We start from the raw sequence: 16,131 nt of genomic DNA, 5'->3' as shown, positions 1-16,131 counted from the left end.
ATCAGGCAGTTAAATAACGGTAATTATTACTGAATAAATTTGTGAAATAACGCGTGCAAATAAAGGGCATACTAAGGATTTGTAGGGATTGTCGACAATATACAATCTTCATGAATAGTGTAAAATTAGTATTTGTAAACGTTTTTTGCTTATTTGAAAAGTTTGATGAAAATTCAATTAGAGAATTCAAAAAAATAGACAATTTGAAAAGTAGTTTGTCAGAAAATATCAAAATATTGAGGAAACGACCTTTTACTAGTTCGGTGATTGTGCTATCATTTACTTGAACTACGGGTGGCTGATTTGCTCAAGTTCGAACAAACAAAAAAGCAGGGAGGTGAAATAATTTGACACAAATTCTTATACCATTAAAACAACATGTCGGCGCTCCTTGTAAAGGAATCGTGAAGGCTGGTGATCAAGTTCAACGTGGACAGCTGATTGCTGAGCCGAATGGTTTAGGTGCAAACATCCATGCAAGTTTTTCTGGAAAAGTAGTAGATGTAGATGGAGACAATATTGTTCTAACGATTGATGAGGAACAAGATTTTTCTAACTATCTGCCTATTCCAGAAACAGATTCGTATGCAAAGGCAGTCGAAGCTGCAGGGATTGTCGGTGCTGGGGGAGCAGGTTTCCCAACATTCTTAAAGCTAGCTTGTGATATTCCAGAAGGAACATTTATCGCAAACGGGGCAGAATGTGAAGCGTTGCTAGCTCATAACGTGAAGCAAATGAGCGAACATATCGATCAATTGATTCGCGGGATGAAGTATTGTATGGAAATGACGAACGCGCCTAAAGGGGTGATTGCGGTAAAAGGCAAACACCGTGTGTTAGTAACGCGTTTATTAAAAGCAGTGGACAACGAACCAACGCTTGACGTTTACCAATTGCCGGATATTTATCCAGCAGGGGATGAGCGTATGATCGTTCGTGAAGTAATGGACATTGTTTTAGAACCAGGCCAGCTTCCAACTGAAGTTGGTGCAGTGATCGACAATGTGGAAACGATCAAACGAATCGCAGAAGCAATTGAAGATCGCAAACCGTTCATTGACAAAGACGTGACTGTTTCTGGTCGTGTAAAACAAAAGGAAACTGTCTTTGTTGACGTGCCAATCGGAACACCGGTCAAAACATTGATCAATAATGTCGGTGGTTACGTTGAACCACATGGCGAGATCGTTATCGGCGGACCAATGACTGGAAGAAGCGGTGATGAGATGACACCCATCACTAAAACAAGTGGTGGCGTATTAGTCGCAATGCCGTTCCCTCAAGAAAGTCGTAAGGTTGGTCTTTTGATCTGCGAATGTGGCGGGTCAGCGGAACGAATGACTGAAATCGCGAATAACATGGGCGCAGAAGTTGTCGCTGCTGAAAGATGCAAGCGAATGGTAGAAGTAAATGGAAGATATAGATGTGCCTTGCCAGGTATTTGTCCAGGTCAAGCTGCTACTGTAATGTCCTTGAAGAAACAAGGAGCAGAAGTAGTGATGACTGGATCCTGTTCCGATTGAACGAACACCGTCATGGGTGTAGCTCCTAGGTTAGGAGTTCCGGTTTATCATCATACAGATCATGTACTGCGGGCAGATGGTCACAGACTATATCGTAAATTACCTACAAACTAAACAAAATTTTAGGAGGATTTAACGAATGTCTATTACAGCAGAAACTGCTCAAGAACATGCCAAAGACCCTGCAGTATTATGTTGCCGTGCAGAAGCAGGCAAAGTAATTGCTCCAGATGATTTAGAAGATCCAGCGATCTTCCCAGATTTAGAGGATTCAGGTTTATTAGAATTGCCTGAAGCGACTCTAACAATCGAACAGGTACTTGGTACCACATTGAAAGAAACAACGGATGCGTTGGTTCCATTAACAAGAGAATTATTAGATGGTGTTTCTGAAGACACTGAAGAAGCAACGGAAGAGGAAGCTCCTGTTGAAGAAGCTGCTCCAGCACCAGTTGCTCCTATTGCTCCGGTAGCACCAGTTGCGCCAGTTGGCGGACAAACGATCAAGATCCATATTGCTGAAGGACGCGGCATTGATTTAGAAGTGCCAATGGCTATTGCAGGTCAAATGGGCGTTGCTCCAGCAGCACCAGCTGCTCCAGTTGAGGCGGCACAAGCTCCAGCGCCAGCTGAAGAAGCTGCAGCTCCAGAAGCGAAAGTAGAAGAAAAAGTCGTTCGTTCAGTTCGTCGTGACCACATGAAGATTGAAAAAGTGATCTTTGGTGAGGAAACGAAAATTGACGGCACAACTTTAGTTTTACGTAAAATGGAAGATATGTGTGCGGAAGCAGCAGAACTAGAAGAACTAGTTGAAAGTGTTACTTTTGAAATTATTACACCAGATAAATACAACGAATATAGTGAAACGATCATGGACGTACAACCAATCGCTGCCAAAGTTGATGGTGCGGATATCGGCCATGGCGTTACTCGTGTGTTAGATGGCGTTGTTATGGTTCTTACAGGAACAGATGCAAATGGTGTACAAATCGGAGAATTCGGTTCATCTGAAGGTGAATTAGACCGTAACATCATGTGGGGACGTCCTGGTGCACCAGATAAAGGCGAAATCTTCATCAAAACACAAGTAACAATCAAAGAAGGCGCGAATATGGAACGTCCTGGACCATTAGCCGCTCATAAAGCATCTGACTACATTACACAAGAAATTCGTGAAGCTGTTAAAAAAGCAGACGAATCTCTAGTGGTAGCGCAAGATGAAATCGTACAAAAACGTCGTATTGGTAACAAACGCGTGATCATTGTTAAAGAAATCATGGGTCAAGGTGCGATGCACGATAACTTGATTATGCCAATCGAACCAGTTGGAACATTGGGAGCAAAACCTAACGTTGACTTAGGAAATCTGCCAATTATTTTAGCGCCAACAGAAGTATTAGATGGTGGTATCCACGCGTTAACATGTATTGGACCAGCATCAAAAGAAACTTCTCGTCACTATTGGAGAGAACCATTAGTACGTGAAGCGATGGAAGACGAAGAAATCGATTTAGTCGGTGTTATGTTTGTTGGTTCTCCGCAAGCAAATACTGAAAAATACTATGTTTCTAAACGTTTAGGTATGACAATCGAAGCAATGGACGTTGACGGCGCGATTGTTACTACTGAAGGATTTGGTAACAACCATATCGACTTTGCTTCTCATATCGAAGAAATCGGTAAACGCGGCATTAAAGTTGTCGGAGACTCTTATTCGGCTGTACAAGGTGCGCTAGTTGTTGGGAACCCAGAAATGATTGCAATGGTAGATAACAACAAATCTATGCAAGGGATCGAAAATGAAATCCTTTCAAACAACACACTTTGTAAAGAAGACGCAATTCGTGATTTAGCAATGTTGAAAACATTAATGGGTGGCGGAACAATCAAAGCCGCTGAACGTAAATGGAACCCAAATGTGAAAGCAAACAACATTGAAATCATTGAAAAGACTACTGGTAAGAAGATCGACCTAGTAGATAATGAACAAGTCTTGCCTAAGAGTAAAAAACGCCAAGAAATTTACGAAGTAGAATAAGGTGAAGTAATGGATGGAATGAACAAACTCAAATATATTTCGACGGAACAAATGTTTGAAGGGATCATCGTTGAACTTCACGATGCCAGCGTTACGATCGACTTAAAGGGTCGATTAGGCCAGCTTAAAATACCCCGTCGAATGATCATTTCTGAATATGATTTAGAAATCGGTCAAGAAGTTGGGTTTTTAATGACCTATCCAGAAGTTTTGGCGGAAGAGCCGGACGAGCATTACAAAACTGCTATTTATGAGCATGAACGTCGTCGGGCCGAAGCCAGAAGAAAACGTGAAGAAGCAGGAGAGGAGAATTAACACATGGGCTTAACAGTCTTTGAAGGGTTACAGTCAGAAATTTTTGTGCCGATTACGCCAAAATCTGTCTTTACCCCTGTGAAAAAAGAGCTTAAAGAAATGCGTGTGGCATTAGCAACAGCAGCCGGCGTACACTTAAAAACAGATAAACGGTTTAACTTAGCGGGAGATACTTCTTTCCGTGAAGTACCAGATACAGCATCAACAGATGAATTGATGGTTTCTCATGGTGGATACGATAATGCCGATGCAAACCGCGACATTAACGCAATGTTCCCATTAGACCGTCTACACGAATTAGCAGCGGAAGGATTCATTAAAGAATCTGCCCCTGTACACTACGCATTTATGGGTGGTGGTGGAGACCAAGACGCATTCCACGATGTGACTGGACCAGCTATCGCTCAAAAATTAGTAGAAGAAGAAGTCGATGCAGTTATTTTAACCGCTGGCTGAGGAACCTGTCATAGAACTGCCGTGATCGTGCAGAGAGCTATTGAGGAAGCGGGAATTCCTACTATTTTAATCGCCGCATTACCACCAGTTGTACGTCAAAATGGTACTCCACGTGCCGTTGCACCACGCGTACCAATGGGCGCCAATGCAGGTGAACCACATAACATTGAAATGCAGACAGGTATCATGAAGGATACTCTAGAAGCATTAGTATCAATCGAAACGCCAGGGAAAATTGTTCCATTACCTTATGAATACATTGCCCACGTCTAAATCAAGAGGCTGATTTAATAAGTGCTCTGCGTCGAGAAATAAGGCAAAAATTCCTAAAATTGCCAAGAAACACAGTGACGTAGGAACTGATGTTGATTGGTACCTACTTGGTGCTTTTCAAATTTTTGTGAATTTTCGACTTGTTTCTGGAGACGCTACTTATTAATCGCCGCTTACGTTGAAAGTAGGTGTGAATGATGCGAGGCGAAACTTTAAAGATCAAAGTGTTTCACATGGAAGAAGTTTCCGTTGGAGACGGCTTTCGTGTCAAACCAAATCAGTTACAAATTGATCAAGACTTTGACTGTAAGGACGCCGCTATTCAGAAGCTGACGATTCGATTACTCCCACCACACCAACATGATGTTGAAACCAACACCATCATGGATATCATTCCGATTTCCACGAAAGTGTTGGGTGTGTTGGGTTCAGGGATCACGCATACACTTACCGGTGTTTCTGTCGTTATGACAGGAGCGATCGAGGATGGAGAACAAATGCATGAATTTGGCTCGTCTGAAGGTGTTTTGCGTGATCATTTAGTATTGAATCGAGCAGGGACGCCTAACGCTGACGACTACATCATTTTAGTAGATCTATTAGCGAAAAAGGGGACTCCTTTTAATCGTGAGCTCTGTCTCAAAATGTTTGCGATTGTGGATGATTTTATCCAAGAAATTCGTGAAAGAATGAAGATGTTAGAAGGCAAAGATTCTTGCGAGTCACATGTGTATGAAGAGAATATCAATCCTGGAAAACCTAAAGTTGCTTTGGTCAAACAAGTGGCTGGTCAAGGGGCGATGTATGATATGCTGCTTTATCCAAATGAACCAAGTGGTTTTAAGGGTGGCTGTTCTATCATTGATATGAACAATATGCCCGTCTTCCTAACAGCAAATGAGTATCGCGATGGAGCGATTCGTTCCATGGTTTAACTGAATAACGGATAGGTGGTGGCGTTATGGGAATAGGCCCATCAACGAAGGAAACATCACTGCATCACTTTCAAGATCCGCTCGTCAATCTTCTAGGAAAAGATCCTGACATTGATTTTCAAGGAGTCGTTGTAGTAGGGACACCCCAAAGTAATGCCATGAAGTATTTAGTCGGACAGCGAACCGCTGCCTGGTTAGAAGGAATGCGCACGAATGGTGTAATCGCTACAACGGATGGCTGGGGAAATTCGGATGTAGATTTTGCGAACACCTTAGAAGAAATCGGACGGAGAGATATCAGTGTGATTGGACTTAAGTTCATTGGTACACAAGCGAAATTTGTTGTAGAAAATGACTTTACGAAGCATGTTTTAGACTTTAATAAATCAGAAGCTGGTATCGAAACAGAAGTAGTTGGTGAAAATACGATCAATCAACGAGATGCAGTTAAAGCGCTTGCGTCAATTAAATTAAAAATGCGTAAGGACAATCAACAGATACGTTAATTATCCGATCTGCATTTCACAAAGATAAGCACTAGTAATATAAAAGCCTTAAGAGGCTATACAGCATGAGAATCAAACGATTTTTTGACAAAAAAAATCAATACCTTAACATGAATAAGGATGTCAGTTCTGCTTTTCGCAGTAAATAAAAGTACAAATACTTTAGCAGAATGATATACGGCGTGAGAAACAGACGATTTTTTCAAGAGGAAAAATCATTCATTAATACGAACAAGGAGGGCAATCATGAAAGTATCAAAAATGATTTCAGCAATCGACACACATACAGCAGGTGAAGCTGCTCGTTTAATCATCGGTGGAATACCAAAATTCCCTGGAGAAACAATGGCTGAAAAGAGAGCGTATTTAGAAAACGAAGCAGATGACTTGCGTAGAATGTTGATGCTGGAACCACGTGGACACCGTGATATGTTTGGTGCCTTTATTACAGAGCCTGTTCACAAAGAAGCTGACTATGGCATTATTTTCATGGATTCAGGCGGCTATTTGAATATGTGTGGTCATAATACGATTGCAGCAATGACCTCAGCGGTTGAACAAGGCTGGATCGATGTAAAAGAAGGCGACCGTGAAGTAAAAGTTGTTCAGGATACACCAGCGGGAATCGTTCACGGAACGGTGCATTTAGATGAAGACTACTCAGCAGAGTCAGTATCATTCGAGAATGTGGAATCATTCCTTTATAAAGAAAATGTAACCGTCAATGTTCCTGAAATCGGTGAATTGACCATGGATATTTCCTTCGGTGGAAGCTTCTTTGCTATCTTGCCAGCTTCATCCATCGGTCTAGAAATCAAACCAGAAAACGCGTCGAAATTTAATGAACTCGGCATGATTATTCGTGATGCAGTAAATGAGCAAATCGAGATCCAACACCCGACACTGGATCACATCAAGACGGTTGACCTTGTGGAATTTTATGGTCCAGCAACAAGCCCAGATGCGACCTATCAAAACGTTGTTGTATTTGGTGACGGACAAGTGGACCGTTCTCCTTGTGGAACGGGTACAAGTGCAAAACTTGCGACATTATATGGCAAGGGCGAAATGAAAGTTGGCGACACATTTGTGTATGAAAGTATTTTGTGCACGAAGTTTAAAGGTGAAATTGTTGAAGAAGCAGAAGTCGGAGGATACAAAGCAATTATTCCTCGTGTAACGGGTTCCGCGTATGTCACTGGATACAACTCATTCTTAGTTGATCCGAAAGATTCCTTGAAGGATGGATTCCTTTTAGGATAGAAATGAAGGAGGGGTAATATGGTAACACTATTATTAGCGATTTATGTTGGTTTGATTTTAATGCATTCATTCGTAATGGGAAGGGATTTAGTCAAACATAAAAGCGATTTAGGTCATGGGAATTGGGCTGTATCAGGAGTTATTGGTTTCGTTACTGACTTTTTAGATACTTTAGGGATCGGAAGTTTTGCACCAACAGCAATGCTGTTAGATTTTACTAAACAATTAGGTGCTGACCGTCTACTTCCAGGTACATTAAACGTTGCCCATGCCATTCCGGTATTGGTTGAAGCGTTCATCTTTACAACAGTTGTTGATGTTGCACCTATGACGCTATTTTCTTTGATTATTTCAGCGACGATCGGTTCATTTATCGGTTCTAAATTTGTAACGAAATTGCCAGAAAAGAAAGTTCAATTTTGGATGGGCTGGGCATTGATTGTTACTGCAGTTCTTATGGCGTTACGTCAAACCGGCATGTTGAATATGTTAGGGGAAGGAAATACTGCAACTGCATTGACAGGAATCAAATTAGTAATTGGTATTGTCATTAACTTTATTTTAGGTGCGTTGATGACAATTGGTGTTGGTCTATATGCGCCATGTATGGCTATGGTGTATATGTTGGGATTAAGTCCGTTAGTAGCTTTCCCTGTAATGATGGGATCTTGTGCAGGTTTAATGCCAGTCGCAAGTATTAACTTTGTTAAAGAGGGAGATTATGCTCGTAAAGTTAGTTTAGCTATTACTATTGGTGGAATTATCGGTGTAATTATTGCAGCGAAATTTGTCACTGGCTTGAATTTAGATATTTTAACTTGGATCATTATCTGTGTAATTGTATATACGGGTATTACCTATATCTTAAAGAGTCGTAAGCCAGCAACTGCAGCGTAATAAAAAGTAAAAGCTTCCGTCTTATTTTAAACGGTTGCTGAAAAATAATCACTATGTTGAACCTTGTCTGAAGCCAAAAGAGCTTCAAGCAGGGTTCTTTTTCTGTTCAATGAATGGTGGCTCGAAAAATACTGAAAAACAATGAAATTATATTTATTTTTTGATAGAATAAGCCAAACGTTTTCAGGATTGGAGGAGGATAAATGAATGTTCAAGATATATTGAGACTGCCTTCAATGAAAGAGGCTAAAATAATTGCTGGTGAGTCTCAAAGCCAATGTTTGGTTACTACAATCACTGTTTTAGAGGTTTCGGAACCAAGTTTATATAGTCAGATGCCTATTAAGGGAGAGTATTCGGGAAACGAACTGGTTCTTACCTCATTTGCTCAAATTGCGAAAAATATAGAGAAACAGCTTGAGATTGTTTCCATTTTACATCAGCATAATCAGCTGGGAATTGTCCTCTATTATGTTGGACTGATCATGCCGGATGTTTCGGAGAAATTGATTGAAAAAATGAATGAACTGAACATGGTCTTAATTTTAATGCCCGTAAACCGGATTGACCTGCGGTACAGTGAAGTTATATCCGAAGCATTATCATACATTAATGAAGAGGAAAACGAATTAGAACCGCATCTGGACATTTTGATAGAGACCATTCGTCATTTGCCACCGCCCAATCAAATTGAGACCGCACTGAGCATTTTATCCGACAAATTCAAATGCAGCCTATTCATTAAGAGCCGTGAGGAGGAGGTTCTACTTTCAAAGACATGGCCACGAAGTCTAGATCAAAGCTTGAGAGAAATCATTGCAGAAAAAAATACAGCTATGGGAGTGAAAAATTCTCCGATAGAGTTTAATCAGATTTATTATTTCCAAACGGATGTTCATTTGAACCTAACGGCTGTTGAAAATCAGTATTATTTAACGATTTTTAAAAAGGAGCCTTTGGCAGAAAAACAGCTGGAGGGAATAAAAACAATTATCGAAAAGACAATTAAGTATTTTGGAGAAGAACAGTTGTTAAATACGGGACAGCAATTCTTTTCGGCTTGTCAGACAGGAGATTATCATACTGCTGATTTATTGGCTCAAAAAGAAGGCGTAGATGGAAGCAGGCCCTTAAGATTGTATTGTTTCGAGAGACAAACAGCGAAGAGAAGTGAACGCAATATTCAGCTGAAGGGAATCTATTATAAAGAGCGAAATCTGGAATGGGTGATTGTCAATGTTTCAGAAGAAGTACCGTATGCTGCGTTCTCTTTAAATGATTTGCCTTCAGAGTATGTTTTTATTAGTGGAGAATTCATGGGTTTGAGTTCTGTTTCGTCTCAAATGAACCATATAGAAACTCAAATAGAGGATAGTAAGCGGGTCTTTCCGCGAAAGCACTATTTTTATCCTGAAGATCTTTACTTGCTGCAAGATGTAACACAAGAAACTGCCTCTATTTTTTTAGATCGTTATTTAGAGGAGGAGTTGATCGATACTTTAGCAGCATTCTTTTTAGATTGTAACGAAAACATAAATGATACGGCTCATTTACTTTTTTTGCATAATAATACGATTAAATATCGCTTGAAACGAGCACAAGAACGATTAGGCTTATCTTTTTCTCATACAGCATCACGCTACTTATTGATAAAAAACTTGATTTATTATCGAAAATATAAATAAAACATTGAAAGGAAGCTGGTTTTGTCTAATTGGACAAAACGACTTCCTTTCTTTTGTCTTAATAACATAGCCATTATTTTCTCATTTAGCTATAATGATAAAATATTTATTTATCAGAATATTCAGAAATGAGGGGAAATTATGGAAGAAGTGGTAGAAACGAATTCGGGAAATTATGAGAGAGAACGAGTCCCTGAAAAAGATCGAAAACGTTGGTTATCAATTAGTATGGTTTGGATTGCAATTGGTATCGACTTGTCAGGAATGTTTATGGGGGTCGCGTTGTCTCAAGGCATGGCCTTTTGGACAGCTATCGCAGCAGTGGCAATAGGGTCAATTATCTTAGGTGTGCTAGCGATTGGTACAACCTATATTGGGGCCAAAGCAGGTTTGTCAACAGGGATGATATCCAGAATTTCTTTTGGCAAGAAGGGTGCATCGCTGATGGGAGCCATTATGGGAATTTCATCTTTAGGCTGGTTTGGCGTTCAAATTGGTTTTTTTGCAGAGAATATCGGATCAGCGATTAGTCAATTAACAAGTACGACTGTTCCATCATGGTTGCTATCTTTAATTGGCGGCGGTTTAATGATGCTTTCCGCGTTTTGGGGCTATCAAGCGATTGAAAAGCTGTGTACTTATTCGGTTCCACTATTGGCGGCATTGATTATCGTGGCAACAATTATGTCAATCAATAAAAATGGCGCATCGGGATTAGCTATCCCGCCTCAAGCTTCAACGATTTCTTTTGGTTTGGCGGTTTCTCTTGTAATCGGCGTGTATATGGTAGGGGTAGTAATGGCTCCAGATGTTGCTCGATGGGCGCAAAATCCTAAACAAGCGATGATTGCAGGGTTTGTCGGGTTTACGATCGGGAATAGCTTTATGATCATTATTTCATTGATTCTGGTAAAGGTTATGAAGACGGCTGATCTTACGGCGGTATTCTTTGCTTTAGGCTTGGGGATTCCCTCTATTTTAGTTTTGACGCTGGCGCAGTGGACGACGAATACGAACAATCTTTATTCGGCTTCTTTAGATTTTTCAATCGTATTCAAACGAGTGAATCCTAAAGTGATCACAGTTATTTGTGGTTCTTTAGGGATTTTGATGGCCATGTTTGGTATTTATGGAATGTTTGAAAACTTCTTATCGATTGTTACAGTGTTAGTTTCTCCAATTGCTGGAATCTATATGATTGATTATTTTCTTTATAAAGAAAAGTATGAGTTTTCCTACGAGGAGAAGCTACAGGATTATTATCCGGTATCTATTATTTCTTGGGTGATTGGAAGTACGGTTGCTTTTATGACAAGTCAACCGCCTGCAGGTTTTGGACTATTCACCTTAACCAATGTTTCTGCTTTGGACGGAATTATTGTAGCAGGGATCTGCTATTTTGTTTTAACGAAATTAACTAAAGGACGGAAATAACTTATGGAATGGATCACGGAAAAAGATTTAGAGAATATTTCAGTTGGAGCAACTTTATTAGGAACTGGCGGAGGTGGCGATCCTTTTGTTGGTAAGTTAATGGCGATGCAAGCAATTCAAAAATATGGTCCAGTGAAAGTATTGCAGCTGGACGAGTTAGATGATGAGGAGTTAGTTATGCCTGTCGGCTCTATCGGTGCACCGTCTGTTTCGAATGAAAAAATAGCTTCAGAAGAAGAAATATATGCGCCTGCCGAAGCGTTAAAAGATTTTTTTCCGGAAAGAACGCAAGCGATTATGCCCATTGAAATTGGAGGAGGAAACTCATTACTGCCAATTGCCTGTGCAGCTAAGATGGGTCTGCCAATTGTTGATGCTGATGCGATGGGGCGAGCTTTTCCTGAGTCCCAAATGGTGACCTTCTTTTTGAAGGGCTACCAACCAGAGATTGTGTCAATGGCAGATAGTCAGGGAAATCGGATTATTTATTATCCGAAAGATGGAGCATGGTCAGAGAAGATTGCTCGTGCTGTTACAGATGTCATGGGTGGGAGTGCGAACATGGCTGATAATATTTTTCCCGGAAAAATTGTTAAAGAATGCGGTATCGGCGGTACGTTATCACTAGCTAAAAAAATTGGAGAAGAATTATCAAGTCTGAATGAAATTGATTCTCCAGTCAAAAGATTATTATCTCTTTTAAATGGCTTCTCTTTGTTTGAAGGAAAAATTGATCATATCGAACGTAATGTCGAAGGTGGCTTTACAAAAGGAAAAGCCACGTTAGCAGGAATTGGCTGTAACAAAGGAGAGAAGCTAGAGTTACTTTTTCAAAATGAACTATTGTTGGCTAGTAAAAATGGGAAAGTTCTTGCATCTACACCAGATTTGATTTGTGCGTTGGATTATGAGACAGGAAAACCGATTACAACAGAGACTTTACGGTATGGTTCCCGAGTTCATGTGATTGCTCTAGCCTGTGATCCTAAGTGGCGAACAGAAAAAGGCATTGAAGTAGCGGGTCCTAAATATTTTGGCTACGAAATAGAGTACACACCGGTGGAAGAATTGATGGGAGAAGAAAGTATATGTATCGATTAGGAATTGATGTTGGCGGGACCAATACAGATTGCGCGATTTTAGATGAATCATTAAATTGTATAGGAAAAATTAAAAGCCCTACGATGGAGGATGTCAGTCAGGGGATCAATGTAGCGATAAGAAAGATTCTAAAAGAAACGAACATTCCGACAGAAAAAATCAGTGTAGTGATGTTAGGGACGACTCATTGTACAAATGCCATTGTCCAAAGAAAAGAATTGAGTAAGATTGGCATAATTCGTCTAGCCAAGCCAGCGACAACGGCGGTTGCGCCAATGGTTGGATGGCCGGAGGATCTTGCTAGCCAGATGAGTGCGCAGTCTTTTATTGCTTCTGGCGGTTATGAATACAATGGCGATAAGATCGCAGAAGTGGATGAAAATGAAATTCGAGAAATTTGTCAACAGATGAAAGGAAAAGTCGAAGCAGTTGCAGTTATTGGCGTCTTTTCCCCTGTAAGTAATGCGCAAGAAAATCAAGTGGCTGCGATCGTTCAAGAAGAACTCGGCGTGCCAGTTACTTTGTCTAGTGAAATCGGCTCAGTAGGATTGCTGGAAAGAGAAAATGCGAGCATTTTGAATGCAGCTCTTACAGAAACAATTGCTCAAATGATCTCTGGATTAAAAGAGGCGTTGAAGAATAACGATCTAGAAGCAGCTGTATATATTTGTCAAAATGATGGTACTTTGATGGATTTAGAAAAAGCCTTGAATTATCCAGTATTGACCATCGGATGTGGGCCAACGAATTCCATTCGTGGGGCCGCACATTTAAGCTCTTTGACGGATGCTCTAGTTGTTGATGTCGGTGGAACAACCACAGATATTGGGGTGCTAAAAAACAGTTTTCCTCGAGAATCGTCATTAGCGACGACAATTGGAGGAATCAGAACAAATTTCCGAATGCCTGATGTACTTTCTATTGGATTAGGCGGCGGGACGCTTATTCATGAGGAGGAGCCTTTTAGAGTCGGACCAGATAGCTTAGGCTACCGAATCTTAGAGGAGAGTCTATCCTTTGGCGGAAAGGTTCTGTGCACAACAGATATCGCCATTGCGAACAAAACAGACCACCCTGTTGATGGAGCTATTTCACAGAAGTTGGATGAAGCGCTGGTTTTTCAAGCCAAGGAAAAAATAAAAGAACTGATTGAAGATGCGATTGATCAGATGAAAACGGATAGTCAAGAGATCCCGGCCATTTTAGTTGGCGGCGGAAGTATCATCTTGCCAGAAACAATGGCGGGTGTATCTGAAGTCATTATTCCAGACAATTATGATGCCGCGAACGCTATTGGGGCCGCTTTAGGTGAGGTAGCGGGTGAAGTAAATTCTGTTTATTCTTTGGAGCATCATACTCAAGAGGAAGTAGTAGACATCGCGATTGAAGCTGCAAGACAAGCGGCGGTAACATCAGGTGCTTCTCAGGATACTCTGAAGACCGTTTTTGTAGAGGTTATTCCACTAGCTTATTTGCCTAAGCAAGCCGTGAACATCAAGGTAAAAGTGGCGGGGAAATTAAGCTTTTCTAAAGCAACAGCAATGGAAAAAGTTAGGAGCTAAACCGCTCAGCTAATCCATCAGTTTTTCAGAAAATAAGTGAACAATGTGCGTTTCCTAATATCTAGGTGACGCACTTTTTATGCTTCTCTAATAAAGCGGGCAGCATTATTTAAAACGTTTTTATGATAAGTGACAATCGTTATAAATTGGGCGTAAATAGACGTAGAGAAACAAAAAGTAAACTGTTATAATAGAGAGCGTGAAGGATGGTGGAAAACATGGAGACAGTCCAACAATTAATCGTCTGTGGTGGCTGCAACGCAAAGATCGGTCCAGGAAATTTAGGGAAGCTGTTAGCAGATTTACCTAAAGCAACCAGTGAAAATTTATTGGTAGGATTTGATTCCACAGATGATGCTGCTGTTATTAAACTGCGTGATGATTTAGCGATTATCCAGACATTAGATTTTTTCCCGACGATGGTTACTGATCCGTATCTATTCGGTAAGATCGCGGCCGCAAATGCATTGAGCGATGTCTATGCGATGGGAGGCGAAGTATTGTCAGCGCTGAATATCGTCGCGTTTCCAGAAGAAAAAGAGTTGACCATTTTAAAAGAAATCTTACGAGGCGGTTCAGAGAAGGTCCAAGAGGCTGGCGCGATTTTAGCTGGCGGGCACTCGATTCATGACCAGTCAGTAAAATATGGCTTGTCTGTTACCGGTACGATCGATCCAAATAAAATTTATCAAAACAATACGTGTCAATTGGGAGACCATTTGATTTTGACGAAGCCGCTGGGTGTCAGTATCATAACGGTGGGCTATAGTGCTGAAGAAATTAGCGAAGAAGCATTTGTGAAAGCCACCACGAGCATGGAGACACTGAACAAATACGCGATGGAAATCATCCGCAAGTATTCCATTCACAGTTGTACGGATGTGACGGGTTTTGGTTTAGCGGGACACTTGCATGAAATGTTGAATGATCGCTTTAGTGCGGAGATCCAATCGAAAGACCTGCCTTATTTTGAAGAGGCTTATCAAGGAGCCAAAGAATTTATCCTAACAGCTGGTGGCCAGCGTAATCGGAATTTCATGGAGGATAAAATTGATTTTCAGATTGATGATTTTGGGATTGAGGAATTATTATTCGATCCGCAAACCTCTGGCGGGCTGTTAGTTAGTGTGCCGGCTGAAGAAGTAGACGCTCTGCTAAAAGAGTTACAAGCGGCGGGGATTCCTGCGCAGGATTTTGGGTCTGTGATTGAGCAACAAGACAAAGAATTGATTGTTTATTAGAGAGGTGGATAAATATGTTTAAAATCGATGCTTTAGGCAAAGCTTGTCCGTTACCAGTTATTGAAACGAAGAAGGCCTTACGGGAGCATGAAGTTGTACAAACACTAGTAGATAACGAGATTGCCACACAGAATTTGAAAAAAATGGCGGAACAATTAGGCTATATTTATCAGATGGATCAAGATGCGCCGAATCATTACACGGTGGTTATTTCTAAAGCAAATGTGGATTTGACCGAGGAAGTACCTGAAGCAGCGGAACCGATCGCAACGGTAGAGGATTATATTGTTGTGGTTGATACGAATGTAATGGGACGCGGTTCAGATGAACTAGGAAAGAACCTGTTGAAGGGATTCATTTACTCTCTGACTGAACAGGATATACTGCCAGAAAAGGTTATTTTCTACAATGGCGGTGTGCAATCCGTCGTAGAAGGTTCAGACTCATTGGAGGATATTCAAGGTTTGGCTGATCGAGGGGTAGAAATCTACGCTTGCGGCGCGTGCTTGAATTTCTATGAATTGACAGCAGCTGTCGGTGAAGTTACGAATATGTATCGTATCGTAGAAATGATGCGTCAGGCTCCGAAGATCGTTAAACCATAAGAACAAGAGGATGAAAAAGGAGCAGTTTTTATGCAGACATACGGTGTTGCGCTATTTTATTCAACCCGAGAGGCCATGAAAGCTGAGGAAATTGCGAAGGAAGCCCAACTTGCCGTTCGAATCATTCCCACACCGGAAAAGATTCATGCTAGTTGCGGCTTTTCTTTGAAATATCCTTTGGCTGAAGAAGAAATGTTAAGGTCTTTGCTTACTGAGGCGGAGATTGCTTCAGAAGGCTTTTATCATGCCGTCCAAGAGGGGTTGAAAACCGACTATACGTTGACTCAGAAAGGATAA

Annotated in this window: 15 protein-coding genes; all 15 read left to right on the top strand. The window is 40.9% G+C overall.

Annotated features, from left to right (window positions below; all coding sequences use genetic code 11):
* The first annotated feature begins 347 nt into the window (after positions 1 to 347).
* The gene (gene prdC / locus IGI50_RS20835) at positions 348 to 1,637 is read left to right on the top strand and encodes a proline reductase-associated electron transfer protein PrdC (RefSeq protein ID WP_174520513.1); all 1,290 of its coding nucleotides are present in this window, start codon (positions 348 to 350) and stop codon (positions 1,635 to 1,637) included.
* Positions 1,638 to 1,662: 25 nt separating this feature from the next.
* On the top strand, positions 1,663 to 3,561 hold the full coding sequence (gene prdA, locus IGI50_RS20830) for a D-proline reductase (dithiol) proprotein PrdA (RefSeq protein WP_438778397.1): 1,899 nt from the start codon (positions 1,663 to 1,665) through the stop codon (positions 3,559 to 3,561).
* Between the two features lie 9 nt (positions 3,562 to 3,570).
* A complete protein-coding gene (locus IGI50_RS20825; protein ID WP_035019875.1) occupies positions 3,571 to 3,876 on the top strand; it encodes a CBO2463/CBO2479 domain-containing protein in 306 nt (101 codons plus the stop codon).
* 3 nt (positions 3,877 to 3,879) lie between these two features.
* Positions 3,880 to 4,605: a D-proline reductase (dithiol) protein PrdB gene (gene prdB, locus IGI50_RS20820; RefSeq protein ID WP_081630564.1), complete on the top strand. Its 726-nt coding sequence runs from the start codon at positions 3,880 to 3,882 to the stop codon at positions 4,603 to 4,605.
* Between the two features lie 197 nt (positions 4,606 to 4,802).
* Complete coding sequence (gene prdD, locus IGI50_RS20815) at positions 4,803 to 5,540, top strand: proline reductase cluster protein PrdD (protein WP_438778442.1); 738 nt, start codon at positions 4,803 to 4,805, stop codon at positions 5,538 to 5,540.
* A 26-nt stretch (positions 5,541 to 5,566) separates the two neighbouring features.
* On the top strand, positions 5,567 to 6,046 hold the full coding sequence (locus IGI50_RS20810; RefSeq protein ID WP_438778396.1) for a glycine/sarcosine/betaine reductase component B subunit: 480 nt from the start codon (positions 5,567 to 5,569) through the stop codon (positions 6,044 to 6,046).
* Between the two features lie 246 nt (positions 6,047 to 6,292).
* Positions 6,293 to 7,309, top strand: a complete 1,017-nt coding sequence (locus tag IGI50_RS20805; protein WP_010744008.1) for a proline racemase family protein — start codon at positions 6,293 to 6,295, stop codon at positions 7,307 to 7,309.
* An 18-nt stretch (positions 7,310 to 7,327) separates the two neighbouring features.
* Positions 7,328 to 8,206 (top strand): TSUP family transporter, encoded by an 879-nt coding sequence (locus tag IGI50_RS20800; protein WP_028021054.1) that lies wholly within the window; start codon positions 7,328 to 7,330, stop codon positions 8,204 to 8,206.
* 203 nt (positions 8,207 to 8,409) lie between these two features.
* Positions 8,410 to 9,891, top strand: coding sequence for a PucR family transcriptional regulator (locus IGI50_RS20795; protein ID WP_438778395.1), 1,482 nt, complete (start codon positions 8,410 to 8,412; stop codon positions 9,889 to 9,891).
* 141 nt (positions 9,892 to 10,032) lie between these two features.
* On the top strand, positions 10,033 to 11,325 hold the full coding sequence (locus IGI50_RS20790; RefSeq protein ID WP_438778394.1) for a cytosine permease: 1,293 nt from the start codon (positions 10,033 to 10,035) through the stop codon (positions 11,323 to 11,325).
* 3 nt (positions 11,326 to 11,328) lie between these two features.
* Positions 11,329 to 12,426, top strand: coding sequence for a DUF917 domain-containing protein (locus IGI50_RS20785; protein WP_438778393.1), 1,098 nt, complete (start codon positions 11,329 to 11,331; stop codon positions 12,424 to 12,426).
* The gene (locus IGI50_RS20780; protein WP_438778392.1) at positions 12,414 to 13,988 is read left to right on the top strand and encodes a hydantoinase/oxoprolinase N-terminal domain-containing protein; all 1,575 of its coding nucleotides are present in this window, start codon (positions 12,414 to 12,416) and stop codon (positions 13,986 to 13,988) included. Before IGI50_RS20785 ends, IGI50_RS20780 begins: the two co-directional genes overlap by 13 nt.
* Before the next feature lie 218 nt (positions 13,989 to 14,206).
* Positions 14,207 to 15,229 carry a selenide, water dikinase SelD gene (gene selD, locus IGI50_RS20775; RefSeq protein ID WP_438778391.1) on the top strand — a complete coding sequence of 341 codons (1,023 nt, stop codon included), beginning with the start codon at positions 14,207 to 14,209 and terminating at the stop codon, positions 15,227 to 15,229.
* Between the two features lie 14 nt (positions 15,230 to 15,243).
* A complete protein-coding gene (gene yedF / locus IGI50_RS20770) occupies positions 15,244 to 15,834 on the top strand; it encodes a sulfurtransferase-like selenium metabolism protein YedF (protein ID WP_438778390.1) in 591 nt (196 codons plus the stop codon).
* Between the two features lie 30 nt (positions 15,835 to 15,864).
* On the top strand, positions 15,865 to 16,131 hold the full coding sequence (locus IGI50_RS20765) for a DUF3343 domain-containing protein (protein WP_438778389.1): 267 nt from the start codon (positions 15,865 to 15,867) through the stop codon (positions 16,129 to 16,131).

It is taken from the genome of Enterococcus sp. DIV0170, assembly GCF_051710765.1.
GTDB lineage: Bacteria > Bacillota > Bacilli > Lactobacillales > Enterococcaceae > Enterococcus_A > Enterococcus_A raffinosus.
The sequence above is the reverse complement of the archived record's forward strand: the minus strand, read 5'-3'. Positions and strand labels throughout refer to the sequence as shown.

Coding starts and splice junctions, on each gene's coding strand:
- prdA (WP_438778397.1), top strand. CDS start 1,663: ATGTCTATTACAGCAGAAACTGCTCAAGAACATGCCAAAGACCCTGCA.
- IGI50_RS20825 (WP_035019875.1), top strand. CDS start 3,571: ATGGATGGAATGAACAAACTCAAATATATTTCGACGGAACAAATGTTT.
- prdD (WP_438778442.1), top strand. CDS start 4,803: ATGCGAGGCGAAACTTTAAAGATCAAAGTGTTTCACATGGAAGAAGTT.
- IGI50_RS20810 (WP_438778396.1), top strand. CDS start 5,567: ATGGGAATAGGCCCATCAACGAAGGAAACATCACTGCATCACTTTCAA.
- IGI50_RS20805 (WP_010744008.1), top strand. CDS start 6,293: ATGAAAGTATCAAAAATGATTTCAGCAATCGACACACATACAGCAGGT.
- IGI50_RS20800 (WP_028021054.1), top strand. CDS start 7,328: ATGGTAACACTATTATTAGCGATTTATGTTGGTTTGATTTTAATGCAT.
- IGI50_RS20795 (WP_438778395.1), top strand. CDS start 8,410: ATGAATGTTCAAGATATATTGAGACTGCCTTCAATGAAAGAGGCTAAA.
- IGI50_RS20790 (WP_438778394.1), top strand. CDS start 10,033: ATGGAAGAAGTGGTAGAAACGAATTCGGGAAATTATGAGAGAGAACGA.
- IGI50_RS20785 (WP_438778393.1), top strand. CDS start 11,329: ATGGAATGGATCACGGAAAAAGATTTAGAGAATATTTCAGTTGGAGCA.
- IGI50_RS20780 (WP_438778392.1), top strand. CDS start 12,414: ATGTATCGATTAGGAATTGATGTTGGCGGGACCAATACAGATTGCGCG.
- selD (WP_438778391.1), top strand. CDS start 14,207: ATGGAGACAGTCCAACAATTAATCGTCTGTGGTGGCTGCAACGCAAAG.
- yedF (WP_438778390.1), top strand. CDS start 15,244: ATGTTTAAAATCGATGCTTTAGGCAAAGCTTGTCCGTTACCAGTTATT.
- IGI50_RS20765 (WP_438778389.1), top strand. CDS start 15,865: ATGCAGACATACGGTGTTGCGCTATTTTATTCAACCCGAGAGGCCATG.